Below are 13821 nucleotides of genomic sequence, written 5' to 3' on the forward strand. Positions count from 1 at the left end.
CTGATCCGGATCGCTTTCCTTGGTCGCCGGACTAGACGGGGGCGGGAGGAGGTCGGTTGCCCGGGGGAATTCGTTTAGGAGGTGATTTGCGGGGTGGTCGAATGGAATTCGAATGCAGTTCGCTCTGCGGCCACCTTTCGTTGTCGAAGGCCCGGGACGCGCCGCTGTCGGTGGGGGAGAGTGCGGTCAAGTGGCGTGCGGGGGAGGGGGGTTGAGGTCTCGGGTGCCTCGGCCGCGCCCTCGCGGGCGCTCTCTCCCCGGCGTACGGAATTCCGTGCGACATGACGCCGGACCGGGCGACCGGCGGTTTCCGCGGCGATGATCTGTTCTCGGCGGCGCCGACGTGCAAGCCGTCGCCGCGGGAGGCGATGCCGCAATGGCGGGCGATCGTGCCCCCGCGCCTCGACCGGGCCGCCCCGTGCATGCCCCCGTGTGACGTGGGGTACGATCCTCGGCTCGATTGGCCAGGCCAGGTCCCCGTATGGCAGACTGTCGGGGTTGCTCGGTTGAGTGCCGATGCTGCGCGCCTCCCGCCGGGAGGACTGGAAGCGAGTCCCACAGTACTCGTCGCCCTATCTGCCGCCTGCGGCAGCGCTGGGGCGGACGTACGGGAATCTTCCGGGAAGTGTCAGCGGGGCTCCAGCCAGGCGCCCGGTGGGTGTTCTGCCCCCGACTGCTCTTCACTGAGCACGCTCTTCATTGAGCACAGCGTGGTCCCACGGCCCGCATCCCCTTGGTTGGGAAATCCCTATGGGATTTCTGCGTAGAGGGAGTGCGACACGCCCGACCGCGTGGGTCGGAGACAGAGTCGGTAGAACCCCCGGGTTCCAGAGCGTTACGAGACAAAGGACTACTAGGTAGCCATGGCGGGACAGAAGATCCGCATCCGGCTCAAGGCCTACGACCACGAGGTCATCGACTCCTCGGCGAAGAAGATCGTCGAGACGGTGACCCGCACTGGTGCGTCGGTCGCGGGCCCGGTGCCGCTGCCCACTGAGAAGAACGTGTACTGCGTCATCAAGTCGCCGCACAAGTACAAGGACTCTCGCGAGCACTTCGAGATGCGCACGCACAAGCGGCTCATCGACATCCTCGACCCCACGCCGAAGACGGTTGACTCGCTCATGCGTCTCGACCTCCCGGCCGGTGTCGACATCGAGATCAAGCTCTGAAGGGACGGGCCGAGATGAGCAAGAACATCAAGGGCGTCCTGGGCGAGAAGCTCGGCATGACGCAGGTGTGGGACGAGAACAACCGCGTTGTTCCGGTCACCGTCGTCAAGGCCGGGCCGTGCGTCGTGACGCAGGTTCGCACCAACGACGTCGACGGCTACGAGTCGGTCCAGATCGCCTTCGGCGAGATCGACCCGCGCAAGGTGAACAAGCCCCTCAAGGGCCACTTCGCCAAGGCCGACGTGACCCCGCGCCGCCACCTGGTGGAGCTCCGCACCCCTGACGCCAGCGAGTACACGCTGGGCCAGGAGATCACTGCCGAGGTGTTCGAGTCCGGCGTCAAGGTCGACGTCACGGGCAAGAGCAAGGGCAAGGGCTTCGCCGGTGTCATGAAGCGTCACAACTTCAAGGGCCTGGGCGCCGGTCACGGTACCCAGCGCAAGCACCGCTCGCCCGGTTCCATCGGTGGCTGCGCCACCCCTGGCCGTGTGTTCAAGGGCCTCCGCATGGCGGGTCGCATGGGCAACGAGCGTGTGACCACCCAGAACCTGACCGTCCACGCCGTTGACGCCGAGAAGGGTCTGCTGCTCATCAAGGGCGCCGTCCCCGGCCCCAACGGTGGCCTCGTCCTGGTCCGTACTGCGGCCAAGGGGGTTTGAGGAACCGATGAGCACCATTGACATCCTTTCGCCGGCTGGCGACAAGGCCGGGACCGTCGAGCTCCCCGCGGAGATCTTCGACGCGAAGACCAGCGTTCCGCTGATCCACCAGGTCGTCGTCGCTCAGCTCGCGGCTGCCCGCCAGGGCACGCACAAGACCAAGACCCGCGGTGAAGTCCGTGGTGGTGGCAAGAAGCCTTACCGCCAGAAGGGCACCGGCCGCGCGCGCCAGGGTTCGACCCGTGCGCCGCAGTTCGCCGGCGGTGGCGTCGTCCACGGCCCGCAGCCGCGTGACTACTCGCAGCGCACCCCCAAGAAGATGAAGGCCGCCGCCCTGCGCGGTGCCCTCTCCGACCGGGCGCGCCACAGCCGTATCCACGTCGTCACCGGCGTGGTCGACGGTGCGGTGTCCACCAAGGCCGCCAAGACGCTGTTCGGCAAGATCTCGGAGCGCAAGAACCTGCTCCTGGTCGTCGACCGCGCCGACGAGGCCGCGTGGCTGTCCGCCCGCAACCTGCCCCAGGTGCACATCCTGGAGCCGGGCCAGCTGAACACGTACGACGTGATCGTCTCCGACGACGTGGTCTTCACCCAGGCCGCTTTCGAGTCCTTCGTGTCTGGCCCCCAGACCGCTGAGACCGAAGGGAGCGACGCCTGATGTCGGCGACCGTTACCAGCAAGACCTTCACGGACCCGCGCGACCTGCTGATCAAGCCGGTCGTCTCCGAGAAGAGCTACGCGCTGCTGGACGAGAACAAGTACACGTTCATCGTCGCGCCCGGCGCCAACAAGACCCAGATCAAGCAGGCCGTCGAGGCGGTCTTCTCGGTCAAGGTCACCGGGGTCAACACGATCAACCGTCAGGGTAAGCGCAAGCGCACCAAGACCGGTTTCGGCAAGCGTGCCAACACGAAGCGCGCCATCGTGACCCTCGCTGAGGGCGACCGTATCGACATCTTCGGCCAGGCCTCCTAACGGAGCGCCCTGGTCCGAATATCGGACGAGGACTGAGAAATGGGTATCCGCAAGTACAAGCCGACGACTCCGGGCCGTCGTGGCTCCAGCGTCGCCGACTTTGTCGAGATCACGCGGTCCACGCCGGAGAAGTCGCTGGTCCGCCCCCTGCACAGCAAGGGCGGCCGTAACAACACCGGTCGTGTGACCGTCCGCCACCAGGGCGGTGGCCACAAGCGCGCCTACCGAGTGATCGACTTCCGTCGTCACGACAAGGACGGCGTGCCGGCGAAGGTCGCTCACATCGAGTACGACCCCAACCGCACCGCGCGCATCGCGCTCCTGCACTACGCGGACGGCGAGAAGCGCTACATCATCGCCCCCCGTGGCCTGAGCCAGGGCGACCGTGTCGAGAACGGCCCGGCCGCCGACATCAAGCCCGGTAACAACCTGGCGCTTCGCAACATCCCGGTCGGTACCACGATCCACGCGATCGAGCTCCGTCCCGGTGGTGGCGCCAAGTTCGCCCGCTCCGCCGGTGCCTCCGTGCAGCTGCTCGCGAAGGAGGGCACGATGGCCCACCTTCGTATGCCGTCCGGCGAGATCCGGCTGGTCGACGCCCGCTGCCGCGCCACGATCGGCGAGGTCGGCAACGCCGAGCAGTCGAACATCAACTGGGGCAAGGCCGGCCGTATGCGCTGGAAGGGCGTTCGCCCGACCGTCCGCGGTGTCGCGATGAACCCGGTTGACCACCCGCACGGTGGTGGTGAAGGCAAGACTTCCGGTGGTCGCCACCCGGTCTCGCCGTGGGGTCAGAAGGAGGGTCGTACTCGCTCGCCGAAGAAGGCATCGAGCAAGTACATCGTCCGCCGCCGCAAGACGAACAAGAAGCGCTAGGAGCGGGTTTAGATGCCGCGCAGTCTCAAGAAGGGGCCCTTCGTCGACGGACACCTCATCAAGAAGGTGGACGTACAGAACGAGGCAGGCACCAAGAACGTCATCAAGACCTGGTCCCGTCGCTCGATGATCATCCCCAGCATGCTGGGTCACACCATCGCGGTGCACAACGGCAAGACCCACGTCCCGGTGTTCGTCACCGAGTCGATGGTCGGCCACAAGCTCGGTGAGTTCTCGCCGACTCGCACCTTCCGCGGCCACGTCAAGGACGACCGGAAGTCGAAGCGCCGCTAACGCGGGGTGGAACGACTATGACTTACACCGAAGGGACAACCATGGAAGCCAGGGCCCAGGCGCGGTACATCCGCGTCACGCCCATGAAGGCCCGCCGCGTGGTGGACCTCATCCGTGGCATGGATGCCACGGAGGCTCAGGCGGTCCTGCGTTTCGCCCCGCAGGCCGCGAGCGTGCCGGTTGGCAAGGTGCTGGACAGCGCCATCGCCAACGCTGCACACAACTACGACCACACGGACGCCTCTTCGCTGTTCATCAGCGAGGCGTTTGTGGACGAGGGTCCGACCCTGAAGCGGTTCCGTCCGCGTGCTCAGGGCCGGGCCTACCGGATCCGTAAGCGGACCAGCCACATCACCGTGGTCGTCAGCAGCAAGGAAGGAACCCGGTAATGGGCCAGAAGGTTAACCCGCATGGGTTCCGGCTCGGCATCACCACGGACTTCAAGTCCCGCTGGTACGCCGACAAGCTGTACAAGGACTACGTCAAGGAAGACGTCGCCATCCGTCGGATGATGACGTCCGGCATGGAGCGCGCCGGCATCTCGAAGGTTGAGATCGAGCGCACCCGTGACCGTGTGCGGGTGGACATCCACACCGCGCGTCCGGGCATCGTCATCGGCCGCCGTGGCGCCGAGGCCGACCGCATCCGCGGCGACCTCGAGAAGCTCACGGGCAAGCAGGTCCAGCTGAACATCCTCGAGGTCAAGAACCCCGAGATGGACGCTCAGCTGGTCGCGCAGGCCGTTGCCGAGCAGCTCTCCTCCCGCGTCTCCTTCCGTCGCGCCATGCGTAAGAGCATGCAGGGCACGATGAAGGCCGGCGCCAAGGGCATCAAGATCCAGTGCGGTGGCCGTCTCGGCGGCGCCGAGATGTCCCGCTCGGAGTTCTACCGCGAGGGCCGTGTGCCCCTGCACACGCTCCGCGCGAACGTGGACTACGGCTTCTTCGAGGCCAAGACGACCTTCGGCCGCATCGGCGTGAAGGTCTGGATCTACAAGGGCGATGTCAAGAACATCGCCGAGGTCCGCGCCGAGAACGCCGCGGCCCGTGCGGGTAACCGCCCGGCCCGTGGTGGCAACGAGCGTCCGGCCGGCCGTGGTGGCCGTGGCGGCGAGCGTGGCGGTCGCGGCCGCAAGCCGCAGCAGGCTGTTGCTGCCGAGGCCCCCAAGGCCGAGGCCGCTGCCGCCGCTCCGGCTGAGAGCACCGGAACGGAGGCCTGACCGAAATGCTGATCCCCCGTAGGGTCAAGCACCGCAAGCAGCACCACCCCAAGCGCCGCGGTATGGCCAAGGGTGGTACGACGGTTGCGTTCGGCGAGTACGGCATCCAGGCCCTCACGCCGGCGTACGTGACCAACCGCCAGATCGAGGCGGCTCGTATCGCGATGACCCGCCACATCAAGCGTGGCGGCAAGGTCTGGATCAACATCTACCCGGACCGCCCGCTCACGAAGAAGCCTGCCGAGACCCGCATGGGTTCCGGTAAGGGTTCTCCGGAGTGGTGGATCGCGAACGTGCACCCGGGTCGGGTCATGTTCGAGCTGTCCTACCCGAACGAGAAGATTGCTCGTGAGGCGCTCACCCGCGCTGCTCACAAGCTCCCGATGAAGTGCCGCATCGTTCGGCGCGAGGCAGGTGAGGCGTGATGTCGGCCGGAACCAAGGCGTCCGAGCTGCGCGAGCTGGGCAACGAGGAGCTTGTTGCCAAGCTCAGCGAGGCCAAGGAAGAGCTGTTCAACCTCCGCTTCCAGGCGGCGACCGGCCAGCTCGAGAACCACGGTCGGCTCAAGTCCGTCCGTAAGGACATCGCCCGGATCTACACCCTGATGCGCGAGCGCGAGCTGGGCATCGAGACGGTGGAGAGCGCCTGATGAGCGAGAAGAATGTGACTGAGACGACTGAGCAGCGCGGTTTCCGCAAGACCCGTGAGGGTCTCGTCGTCAGCGACAAGATGGACAAGACCGTCGTCGTCGCTGTCGAGGACCGCGTGAAGCACGCGCTGTACGGCAAGGTCATCCGCCGTACGAACAAGCTCAAGGCGCACGACGAGCAGAACGCTGCCGGCGTCGGCGACCGCGTCCTCATCATGGAGACGCGTCCGCTGTCGGCGAGCAAGCGCTGGCGCATCGTCGAGATCCTCGAGAAGGCCAAGTAATTTCCTGAGCTTTTGCTCAGGATCAGTTCCGCCAGGCTCGGTCGGGGCTTGAGAGATCAGGCCCCGGCCGGGAACCGGCAGACGATCAGGAGATAGACGTGATCCAGCAGGAGTCGCGACTGCGTGTCGCCGACAACACTGGTGCCAAGGAGATCCTTTGCATCCGTGTTCTCGGTGGCTCCGGTCGCCGCTACGCGGGCATCGGTGACGTCATTGTCGCCACCGTCAAGGACGCGATCCCCGGTGGCAACGTGAAGAAGGGCGACGTCGTCAAGGCTGTCGTCGTGCGCACCGTCAAGGAGCGTCGTCGTCAGGACGGCTCGTACATCCGCTTCGACGAGAACGCGGCCGTCATCCTCAAGAACGATGGCGACCCCCGCGGCACCCGCATCTTCGGCCCGGTGGGCCGGGAGCTGCGCGAGAAGAAGTTCATGAAGATCATCTCGCTCGCGCCGGAGGTGCTGTAAGCATGAAGATCAAGAAGGGCGACCTGGTCCAGGTCATCACCGGTAAGGACAAGGGCAAGCAGGGCAAGGTCATCGCGGCCTTCCCCCGCGAGGACCGCGTCCTGGTCGAGGGTGTCAACCGGGTCAAGAAGCACACGAAGGCCGGCCAGACCGCTCGCGGTTCGCAGACCGGCGGCATCGTGACCACCGAGGCCCCGATCCACGTGAGCAACGTTCAGCTCGTCGTGGAGAAGGACGGCAACAAGGTCGTCACGCGTGTCGGTTTCCGCTTCGACGAAGAGGGCAACAAGATCCGCGTTGCCAAGCGGACGGGTGAGGACATCTGATGGCTACCACCACGACTCCGCGTCTGAAGACGAAGTACCGCGAGGAGATCGCGGGCAAGCTGCGTGAGGAGTTCTCGTACGAGAACGTCATGCAGATCCCCGGCCTCGTCAAGGTCGTCGTCAACATGGGTGTGGGCGACGCCGCCCGCGACTCCAAGCTGATCGACGGCGCCATCCGCGACCTGACCACGATCACCGGCCAGAAGCCGGCCGTGACGAAGGCCCGGAAGTCCATCGCGCAGTTCAAGCTGCGTGAGGGTCAGCCGATCGGCTGCCACGTCACCCTCCGTGGTGACCGCATGTGGGAGTTCCTGGACCGTACGCTGTCGCTCGCGCTGCCGCGTATCCGTGACTTCCGTGGTCTGTCGCCGAAGCAGTTCGACGGCCGTGGCAACTACACCTTCGGTCTCACGGAGCAGGTCATGTTCCACGAGATCGACCAGGACAAGATCGACCGTACCCGGGGTATGGACATCACCGTGGTCACCACGGCGACCAACGACGAAGAGGGCCGTGCGCTCCTCCGTCACCTCGGCTTCCCGTTCAAGGAGGCGTAAGCGAGATGGCGAAGAAGGCTCTCATCGCGAAGGCTGCCCGTAAGCCCAAGTTCGCTGTGCGCGCGTACACCCGCTGCCAGCGCTGTGGCCGGCCGCACTCCGTGTACCGCAAGTTCGGCCTGTGCCGCGTCTGCCTTCGTGAGATGGCTCACCGTGGCGAGCTGCCGGGCGTGACCAAGAGCTCCTGGTAAACCCCGTAATTTCGGGTTTTTCCGGAGTCTCTCGGTAAGCAAAGGGTGGGCGGAGGCCCTCCCCTCTATGGCTTAGGCTAGGAGGGTTGGGCGTCCGCCGCCCGTACGACTTACTACGCCGTAGGTCCCCGCGCCGCACCCGTCCCGCCCATGTGTGGGGAGAGGGATGGCGCATACAGGAAACCCCGGCGAGAGAGGCCGAAGGCCAATTCATGACCATGACTGATCCGATCGCAGACATGCTCACGCGTCTGCGTAACGCGAACTCGGCGTACCACGACTCCGTCGTGATGCCGCACAGCAAGATCAAGTCGCACATCGCGGAGATCCTCCAGCAGGAGGGCTTCATCACCGGCTGGAAGGTCGAGGACGCCGAGGTCGGCAAGAACCTCGTCCTCGACCTGAAGTTCGGGCCGAACCGTGAGCGCTCCATCGCGGGCATCAAGCGGATCTCGAAGCCCGGTCTGCGTGTGTACGCGAAGTCCACCAACCTGCCGAAGGTGCTCGGCGGCCTGGGCGTGGCGATCATCTCCACGTCCCACGGTCTGCTCACCGGCCAGCAGGCGCAGAAGAAGGGCGTGGGTGGGGAAGTCCTCGCCTACGTCTGGTAGTCGGGAACGGAGGAAAAGCTAATGTCGCGAATCGGCAAGCTCCCCATCCAGGTTCCCGCTGGTGTGGACGTCACCATCGACGGCCGCACGGTCACGGTCAAGGGCTCCAAGGGCACCCTGACCCACACCGTTGCCGCGCCGATCGAGATTGTTAAGGGCGAGGACGGCGTTCTGAACGTCACCCGTCCCAACGACGAGCGTCAGAACAAGGCCCTGCACGGCCTGTCCCGCACGCTGGTGGCGAACATGATCACCGGCGTGACCCAGGGATACGTCAAGGCGCTCGAGATCAGCGGTGTCGGTTACCGCGTCCAGGCGAAGGGCTCCAACCTGGAGTTCGCGCTCGGATACAGCCACCCGATCACCATCGAGGCTCCCGAAGGCATCACCTTCAAGGTCGAGTCGCCCACGAAGTTCTCGGTCGAGGGCATCGACAAGCAGAAGGTCGGCGAGGTCGCGGCGAACATCCGCAAGCTGCGGAAGCCCGACCCGTACAAGGCCAAGGGCGTCAAGTACGCCGGCGAGGTCATCCGCCGCAAGGTCGGAAAGGCTGGTAAGTAAGCCATGGCATACGGTGTGAAGATCGCCAAGGGCGACGCTTACAAGCGTGCCGCCAAGGCGCGCCGCCACATCCGCATCCGCAAGCACGTGTCGGGTACGGCGGAGCGTCCGCGCCTCGTCGTGACGCGTTCCAACCGCGGTATCACGGCTCAGGTCATCGACGACATCAAGGGTCACACCCTGGCGTCGGCGTCGAACCTGGACGCTTCGATCCGCGGCGGCGAGGGTGACAAGTCCGCGCAGGCCAAGCAGGTCGGCGCCCTGGTCGCCGAGCGCGCCAAGGCCGCCGGTGTCGAGGCCGTCGTGTTCGACCGTGGTGGCAACAGGTACGCCGGGCGCATTGCCGCTCTGGCTGACGCCGCCCGCGAAGCCGGGCTGAAGTTCTAAGCCCCGGTTCCGGGACTAACGGACGTAACAGAGAGAGGTAATCCAATGGCTGGACCCCAGCGCCGCGGAAGCGGTGCCGGTGGCGGCGAGCGGCGGGACCGGAAGGGCCGTGACGGTGGCGCTGCCGCCGAGAAGACCGCGTACGTTGAGCGCGTTGTCGCGATCAACCGCGTCGCCAAGGTTGTCAAGGGTGGTCGTCGCTTCAGCTTCACCGCGCTCGTCGTGGTGGGTGACGGTGACGGCACCGTAGGTGTCGGTTACGGCAAGGCCAAGGAAGTTCCCGCGGCCATCGCCAAGGGTGTCGAGGAAGCCAAGAAGAACTTCTTCAAGGTTCCCCGCATCCAGGGCACCATCCCGCACCCGATCCAGGGTGAGAAGGCCGCGGGCGTCGTCCTGCTGAAGCCTGCTTCCCCCGGTACCGGTGTTATCGCCGGTGGCCCGGTGCGCGCCGTCCTGGAGTGCGCCGGCGTTCACGACATCCTGTCGAAGTCGCTCGGCTCCGACAACGCGATCAACATCGTGCACGCGACCGTGGCGGCCCTCAAGGGCCTGCAGCGTCCCGAGGAGATCGCGGCCCGCCGCGGTCTGCCCCTCGAGGACGTCGCCCCCGCGGCTCTGCTTCGTGCGCGTGCCGGGGCGGGTGCGTAATGGCCCGCCTCAAGATCACGCAGACGAAGTCGTACATCGGCAGCAAGCAGAACCACCGCGACACCCTGCGTTCGCTCGGGCTCAAGCGCCTGAACGACGTGGTTGTCAAGGAGGACCGTCCCGAGTTCCGCGGCATGGTGCACACCGTCCGCCACCTCGTGACGGTTGAGGAGGTCGACTGACATGGCGGAGAACAAGCCGCTGAAGGCCCACGACCTCCGTCCCGCCCCGGGCGCCAAGACCGCCAAGACCCGTGTGGGTCGTGGTGAGGCGTCGAAGGGTAAGACGGCCGGCCGTGGTACCAAGGGTACGAAGGCCCGTTACCAGGTTCCGGAGCGCTTCGAGGGTGGCCAGATGCCCCTCCACATGCGTCTTCCGAAGCTGAAGGGCTTCAAGAACCCGTTCCGCACCGAGTTCCAGGTCGTGAACCTGGACAAGCTCGGCGCCCTCTACCCCGAGGGTGGCGAAGTCACCGTTGCCGACCTGGTCGCCAAGGGTGCCGTGCGCAAGAACAGCCTCGTCAAGGTCCTGGGCCAGGGCGAGATCTCCGTGGCGCTGCAGGTGACGGTCGACGCCGTCTCCGGCTCCGCCAAGGAGAAGATTGCCGCCGCCGGCGGCACCGTCACCGAGCTCGTCTGAGACAGCTCGTTGGCCTGAACATCCGACCGGGGATGCCCTCTCAAATGGGGCATCCCCGGTTGGTCGTTCCTAGGGGGGCAGGGTCGCCGGTAAGGTGGCGTGCACTGTCTAAGTTTCCGTGCGGTATGCCGTCCGGTTCCTCTGACTCATTCGTATCCGTCGATCCTCAAGACCGTCACCTCTGTCGCACCTGCGCGGGGGTCGCAGGAGGCACCGTGCTCACCGCGTTCGCCCAGGCGTTCAAGACGCCTGACCTGCGCAAGAAGCTGCTCTTCACGCTCGGCATCATCGTGCTCTACCGGATGGGGACGCACGTCCCGATTCCCGGTGTGAGCTACAAGAACGTTCAGATCTGTGTGGACCAGGCCCAGCAGGGCAACAGCCTCTTCGGCCTGGTGAACATGTTCAGCGGCGGCGCGCTGCTGCAGATCACGATCTTCGCGCTGGGCATCATGCCGTACATCACGGCGAGCATCATTCTGCAGCTGCTGACCGTGGTGATCCCGCGTCTGGAGGCCCTCAAGAAGGAGGGCCAGGCGGGCACGGCCAAGATCACGCAGTACACGCGTTACCTGACGGTCGCCCTGGCGATCCTGCAGGGCACCGGCCTGGTGGCCACCGCCCGCTCGGGTGCGCTGTTCAGCGGCTGCCAGGTCGCCAGCGAGATCGTGCCGAACCGCTCGATCTTCACCACCATCACGATGGTCATCACCATGACCGCCGGTACCGCCGCCGTCATGTGGCTCGGTGAGCTCATCACCGACCGCGGCATCGGCAACGGCATGTCGATCCTGATGTTCATCTCGATCGCCTCCAGCTTCCCCACCTCGCTGTGGGCCATCAAGAAGCAGGGGCACCTGGCGCAGGGCTGGATCGAGTTCGGCACCGTCATCCTGGTCGGCCTCGTCATGGTCGCCCTGGTGGTCTTCGTCGAACAGGCGCAGCGCCGCATCCCGGTCCAGTACGCGAAGCGCATGATCGGCCGCCGTTCCTACGGCGGTACCTCGACCTACATCCCGCTGAAGGTCAATCAGGCGGGTGTGATCCCCGTCATCTTCGCGTCGTCGCTGCTCTACATCCCGGCGCTGGTCGTGCAGTTCTCGAACTCGACCTCGGGCTGGGCGACCTGGATCAAGGACAACTTCGTCAAGGGCGACCACCCGTACTACATCATCAGCTACTTCCTCCTGATCGTGTTCTTCGCCTTCTTCTATGTGGCGATCTCGTTCAACCCCGAGGAAGTCGCCGACAACATGAAGAAGTATGGTGGCTTCATCCCGGGTATCCGGGCTGGTCGACCTACTGCTGAGTACCTGAGCTACGTGCTCAACCGGATCACCTGGCCGGGGTCGCTGTATCTGGGACTGATCGCGCTCGTGCCGACGATGGCGTTGGTGATCTTCGGGGCCAACCAGAGCTTCCCGCTGGGCGGGACGAGCATCCTCATCATCGTGGGTGTGGGTCTGGAGACCGTGAAGCAGATCGAGAGCCAGCTCCAGCAGCGCAATTACGAAGGGTTCCTCCGCTGATGCGAATCGTCCTCGTCGGGCCGCCCGGTGCCGGCAAGGGAACGCAGGCCGCGTTCCTCGCCAAGAACCTCGGGATCCCGCACATCTCCACGGGCGACCTCTTCCGTGCCAACATCAGCCAGGGCACGGACCTGGGCAAGCAGGCCAAGTCGTACATGGACGCCGGCAACCTGGTGCCGGACGAGGTCACCATCGGGATGGCCAAGGACCGGATGGCGCAGCCGGACGCCGAGAACGGCTTCCTGCTCGACGGGTTCCCGCGCAACGTGGTGCAGGCCGAGGCGCTCGACGAGGCGCTGAAGGCGGACGGCATGAAGCTCGACGCCGTCCTGGACCTCGAAGTCCCCGAGGACGAGGTCGTGAAGCGGATCGCCGGCCGGCGCATCTGCCGCACCGACTCCGCCCACGTCTTCCACGTCACCTACAACGCGCCGAAGACCGAGGGTGTCTGCGACATCTGCGGCGGCGAGCTGTACCAGCGCGGTGACGACACCGAGGACACGGTCCGCAAGCGCCTTGAGGTCTACCACAGCGAGACCGAGCCGATCATCGACTTCTACCGGGCCCAGGGCCTGGTCGTCACGATCTCGGCGCTCGGCAAGGTCGACGAGGTCACGGAGCGCGCGATGCACGCCCTGAAGGCCGAGAAGACCGCCTGATCGCGGTACGCAGTTGAACGGCCGCGGTGCCCCTGTGGGCGCCGCGGCCGCTGCCGTGTCCGGGCCCGGGTGGCCGTATCGTTGACGTAACCCCCGTATCCGTACTGAGAAAGGCGTCAGCCGCCATGGTGGAGATCAAGACCCCCGAGCAGATCGCGAAGATGCGCGAGGCGGGGCTGGTCGTCGCCGCCATCCACGCGGCGACCCGCGAGGCGGCGGTGCCCGGCGCCACGACGAAGGACCTCGACGAGGTCGCCCGCAAGGTGATCGCCGAGCACGGCGCCAAGTCGAACTTCCTGGGGTACGGCGGCTTCCCCGCCACCATCTGCACCTCGGTCAACGAGGTCGTCGTCCACGGCATCCCGGACGAGAAGACCGTCCTGAAGGACGGCGACGTCATCTCCATCGACGCGGGCGCGATCATCGACGGCTGGCACGGCGACGCGGCCTTCACGGCCTTCGTGGGCTCCGGTCACGCTCCGGAGCTGATCGAGCTCTCCCGGGTCACCGAGGAGTCGATGTGGGCCGGTATCGCGGCGGTGAAGAAGGGCAACCGCCTGGTGGATGTCTCCCGGGCGATCGAGAGCTACATCCGCCGCCAGCCGCGCCCGCCGAAGGGCAAGTACGGGATCATCGAGGAGTACGGCGGCCACGGCATCGGCTCCGAGATGCACATGGACCCGCACCTCCTGAACTACGTGGACAAGCGCCGCCTGCTCGGCCGCCACAACCCGAAGCTGGTCCCCGGCTTCTGCCTGGCCATCGAGCCGATGGTGTCCCTGGGCACCCCCCGCACCGAGGTGCTGGAGGACGACTGGACGGTCATCACGACCGACGGCACTTGGTCCTCGCACTGGGAGCACTCGGTCGCCCTGACCGAGGCGGGCCCGATCGTCCTGACCTCCCCGGACTGCGGCAAGGCGAAGCTGGCGGAGTACGGGGTGACGACGGCGCCGGATCCGCTGGGCTGATCCGGGTCGTGTTGTGCCCCGTGTTGTCCGCTTAACGATCTACTGTTGAGGGCAAACTCCCCTGATTCGTCTTTTCGGGTGCCCTGACGTAGACTGATGCGTCGGCTCTCGTGTACCCGTGTGTCCGCACACGATCTCGGGAGTCGA

General features: G+C 65.9%; 24 protein-coding genes. All 24 read left to right on the forward strand.

Features of this window, described 5'->3' with window-relative positions; all coding sequences use genetic code 11:
• Window positions 1-863: 863 nt before the first annotated feature.
• On the forward strand, window positions 864-1172 hold the full coding sequence (rpsJ, locus tag BX283_RS24130) for a 30S ribosomal protein S10 (RefSeq protein ID WP_003948644.1): 309 nt from the start codon (window positions 864-866) through the stop codon (window positions 1170-1172).
• Window positions 1173-1186: 14 nt separating this feature from the next.
• Entirely contained in the window at window positions 1187-1831 is a 645-nt protein-coding gene (rplC, locus tag BX283_RS24135) for a 50S ribosomal protein L3 (protein ID WP_067163147.1), read from the forward strand.
• Window positions 1832-1838: 7 nt separating this feature from the next.
• Entirely contained in the window at window positions 1839-2489 is a 651-nt protein-coding gene (gene rplD / locus BX283_RS24140) for a 50S ribosomal protein L4 (RefSeq protein WP_067163149.1), read from the forward strand.
• On the forward strand, window positions 2486-2806 hold the full coding sequence (gene rplW, locus BX283_RS24145; RefSeq protein WP_101389599.1) for a 50S ribosomal protein L23: 321 nt from the start codon (window positions 2486-2488) through the stop codon (window positions 2804-2806). Before rplD ends, rplW begins: the two co-directional genes overlap by 4 nt.
• A gap of 39 nt (window positions 2807-2845) precedes the next feature.
• Window positions 2846-3682, forward strand: a complete 837-nt coding sequence (gene rplB / locus BX283_RS24150; RefSeq protein ID WP_101389600.1) for a 50S ribosomal protein L2 — start codon at window positions 2846-2848, stop codon at window positions 3680-3682.
• 12 nt (window positions 3683-3694) lie between these two features.
• A complete protein-coding gene (rpsS, locus tag BX283_RS24155) occupies window positions 3695-3976 on the forward strand; it encodes a 30S ribosomal protein S19 (RefSeq protein WP_067163154.1) in 282 nt (93 codons plus the stop codon).
• Window positions 3977-4017: 41 nt separating this feature from the next.
• Complete coding sequence (gene rplV, locus BX283_RS24160; RefSeq protein WP_030359020.1) at window positions 4018-4365, forward strand: 50S ribosomal protein L22; 348 nt, start codon at window positions 4018-4020, stop codon at window positions 4363-4365.
• Window positions 4365-5195: a 30S ribosomal protein S3 gene (gene rpsC, locus BX283_RS24165; RefSeq protein ID WP_101389601.1), complete on the forward strand. Its 831-nt coding sequence runs from the start codon at window positions 4365-4367 to the stop codon at window positions 5193-5195. Before rplV ends, rpsC begins: the two co-directional genes overlap by 1 nt.
• A gap of 5 nt (window positions 5196-5200) precedes the next feature.
• Window positions 5201-5620: a 50S ribosomal protein L16 gene (gene rplP / locus BX283_RS24170; RefSeq protein ID WP_101389602.1), complete on the forward strand. Its 420-nt coding sequence runs from the start codon at window positions 5201-5203 to the stop codon at window positions 5618-5620.
• Window positions 5620-5844: a 50S ribosomal protein L29 gene (gene rpmC / locus BX283_RS24175; protein ID WP_067163159.1), complete on the forward strand. Its 225-nt coding sequence runs from the start codon at window positions 5620-5622 to the stop codon at window positions 5842-5844. The genes rplP and rpmC overlap by 1 nt, the downstream gene beginning before the upstream one ends.
• Entirely contained in the window at window positions 5844-6128 is a 285-nt protein-coding gene (gene rpsQ, locus BX283_RS24180; RefSeq protein ID WP_008739702.1) for a 30S ribosomal protein S17, read from the forward strand. The genes rpmC and rpsQ overlap by 1 nt, the downstream gene beginning before the upstream one ends.
• Before the next feature lie 98 nt (window positions 6129-6226).
• Window positions 6227-6595: a 50S ribosomal protein L14 gene (rplN, locus tag BX283_RS24185; RefSeq protein ID WP_053727611.1), complete on the forward strand. Its 369-nt coding sequence runs from the start codon at window positions 6227-6229 to the stop codon at window positions 6593-6595.
• A 2-nt stretch (window positions 6596-6597) separates the two neighbouring features.
• Window positions 6598-6921 carry a 50S ribosomal protein L24 gene (rplX, locus tag BX283_RS24190; protein WP_101389603.1) on the forward strand — a complete coding sequence of 108 codons (324 nt, stop codon included), beginning with the start codon at window positions 6598-6600 and terminating at the stop codon, window positions 6919-6921.
• Complete coding sequence (rplE, locus tag BX283_RS24195) at window positions 6921-7478, forward strand: 50S ribosomal protein L5 (protein ID WP_101389604.1); 558 nt, start codon at window positions 6921-6923, stop codon at window positions 7476-7478. The genes rplX and rplE overlap by 1 nt, the downstream gene beginning before the upstream one ends.
• A gap of 5 nt (window positions 7479-7483) precedes the next feature.
• Entirely contained in the window at window positions 7484-7669 is a 186-nt protein-coding gene (locus tag BX283_RS24200) for a type Z 30S ribosomal protein S14 (protein ID WP_004571834.1), read from the forward strand.
• A 212-nt stretch (window positions 7670-7881) separates the two neighbouring features.
• Window positions 7882-8280, forward strand: coding sequence for a 30S ribosomal protein S8 (gene rpsH / locus BX283_RS24210; protein WP_101389605.1), 399 nt, complete (start codon window positions 7882-7884; stop codon window positions 8278-8280).
• 21 nt (window positions 8281-8301) lie between these two features.
• Window positions 8302-8841 carry a 50S ribosomal protein L6 gene (gene rplF / locus BX283_RS24215; protein ID WP_101389606.1) on the forward strand — a complete coding sequence of 180 codons (540 nt, stop codon included), beginning with the start codon at window positions 8302-8304 and terminating at the stop codon, window positions 8839-8841.
• A gap of 3 nt (window positions 8842-8844) precedes the next feature.
• Window positions 8845-9228, forward strand: coding sequence for a 50S ribosomal protein L18 (rplR, locus tag BX283_RS24220; protein WP_101389607.1), 384 nt, complete (start codon window positions 8845-8847; stop codon window positions 9226-9228).
• Between the two features lie 45 nt (window positions 9229-9273).
• Window positions 9274-9876, forward strand: coding sequence for a 30S ribosomal protein S5 (gene rpsE, locus BX283_RS24225; RefSeq protein WP_017239585.1), 603 nt, complete (start codon window positions 9274-9276; stop codon window positions 9874-9876).
• Entirely contained in the window at window positions 9876-10058 is a 183-nt protein-coding gene (rpmD, locus tag BX283_RS24230) for a 50S ribosomal protein L30 (RefSeq protein WP_005313525.1), read from the forward strand. The genes rpsE and rpmD overlap by 1 nt, the downstream gene beginning before the upstream one ends.
• A 1-nt stretch (window position 10059) precedes the next feature.
• Entirely contained in the window at window positions 10060-10515 is a 456-nt protein-coding gene (gene rplO / locus BX283_RS24235) for a 50S ribosomal protein L15 (protein ID WP_067163177.1), read from the forward strand.
• 215 nt (window positions 10516-10730) lie between these two features.
• Window positions 10731-12044: a preprotein translocase subunit SecY gene (gene secY / locus BX283_RS24240; RefSeq protein ID WP_101389608.1), complete on the forward strand. Its 1314-nt coding sequence runs from the start codon at window positions 10731-10733 to the stop codon at window positions 12042-12044.
• Window positions 12044-12703 (forward strand): adenylate kinase, encoded by a 660-nt coding sequence (locus BX283_RS24245; RefSeq protein ID WP_101389609.1) that lies wholly within the window; start codon window positions 12044-12046, stop codon window positions 12701-12703. The genes secY and BX283_RS24245 overlap by 1 nt, the downstream gene beginning before the upstream one ends.
• Before the next feature lie 125 nt (window positions 12704-12828).
• Window positions 12829-13674: a type I methionyl aminopeptidase gene (gene map / locus BX283_RS24250; RefSeq protein ID WP_101389610.1), complete on the forward strand. Its 846-nt coding sequence runs from the start codon at window positions 12829-12831 to the stop codon at window positions 13672-13674.
• The last annotated feature ends 147 nt before the right edge of the window (window positions 13675-13821 follow it).

The organism is Streptomyces sp. TLI_146 (assembly GCF_002846415.1).
Classification (GTDB): Bacteria; Actinomycetota; Actinomycetes; order Streptomycetales; family Streptomycetaceae; genus Streptomyces.

Bases quoted from the DNA above. Each gene is read 5' to 3' on its own strand.
- rpsJ (WP_003948644.1), top strand. From the start codon at position 864: ATGGCGGGACAGAAGATCCGCATCCGGCTCAAGGCCTACGACCACGAG.
- rplC (WP_067163147.1), top strand. From the start codon at position 1,187: ATGAGCAAGAACATCAAGGGCGTCCTGGGCGAGAAGCTCGGCATGACG.
- rplD (WP_067163149.1), top strand. From the start codon at position 1,839: ATGAGCACCATTGACATCCTTTCGCCGGCTGGCGACAAGGCCGGGACC.
- rplB (WP_101389600.1), top strand. From the start codon at position 2,846: ATGGGTATCCGCAAGTACAAGCCGACGACTCCGGGCCGTCGTGGCTCC.
- rpsS (WP_067163154.1), top strand. From the start codon at position 3,695: ATGCCGCGCAGTCTCAAGAAGGGGCCCTTCGTCGACGGACACCTCATC.
- rplV (WP_030359020.1), top strand. From the start codon at position 4,018: ATGGAAGCCAGGGCCCAGGCGCGGTACATCCGCGTCACGCCCATGAAG.
- rpsC (WP_101389601.1), top strand. From the start codon at position 4,365: ATGGGCCAGAAGGTTAACCCGCATGGGTTCCGGCTCGGCATCACCACG.
- rplP (WP_101389602.1), top strand. From the start codon at position 5,201: ATGCTGATCCCCCGTAGGGTCAAGCACCGCAAGCAGCACCACCCCAAG.
- rpmC (WP_067163159.1), top strand. From the start codon at position 5,620: ATGTCGGCCGGAACCAAGGCGTCCGAGCTGCGCGAGCTGGGCAACGAG.
- rpsQ (WP_008739702.1), top strand. From the start codon at position 5,844: ATGAGCGAGAAGAATGTGACTGAGACGACTGAGCAGCGCGGTTTCCGC.
- rplX (WP_101389603.1), top strand. From the start codon at position 6,598: ATGAAGATCAAGAAGGGCGACCTGGTCCAGGTCATCACCGGTAAGGAC.
- rplE (WP_101389604.1), top strand. From the start codon at position 6,921: ATGGCTACCACCACGACTCCGCGTCTGAAGACGAAGTACCGCGAGGAG.
- BX283_RS24200 (WP_004571834.1), top strand. From the start codon at position 7,484: ATGGCGAAGAAGGCTCTCATCGCGAAGGCTGCCCGTAAGCCCAAGTTC.
- rpsH (WP_101389605.1), top strand. From the start codon at position 7,882: ATGACCATGACTGATCCGATCGCAGACATGCTCACGCGTCTGCGTAAC.
- rplF (WP_101389606.1), top strand. From the start codon at position 8,302: ATGTCGCGAATCGGCAAGCTCCCCATCCAGGTTCCCGCTGGTGTGGAC.
- rplR (WP_101389607.1), top strand. From the start codon at position 8,845: ATGGCATACGGTGTGAAGATCGCCAAGGGCGACGCTTACAAGCGTGCC.
- rpsE (WP_017239585.1), top strand. From the start codon at position 9,274: ATGGCTGGACCCCAGCGCCGCGGAAGCGGTGCCGGTGGCGGCGAGCGG.
- rpmD (WP_005313525.1), top strand. From the start codon at position 9,876: ATGGCCCGCCTCAAGATCACGCAGACGAAGTCGTACATCGGCAGCAAG.
- rplO (WP_067163177.1), top strand. From the start codon at position 10,060: ATGGCGGAGAACAAGCCGCTGAAGGCCCACGACCTCCGTCCCGCCCCG.
- BX283_RS24245 (WP_101389609.1), top strand. From the start codon at position 12,044: ATGCGAATCGTCCTCGTCGGGCCGCCCGGTGCCGGCAAGGGAACGCAG.
- map (WP_101389610.1), top strand. From the start codon at position 12,829: ATGGTGGAGATCAAGACCCCCGAGCAGATCGCGAAGATGCGCGAGGCG.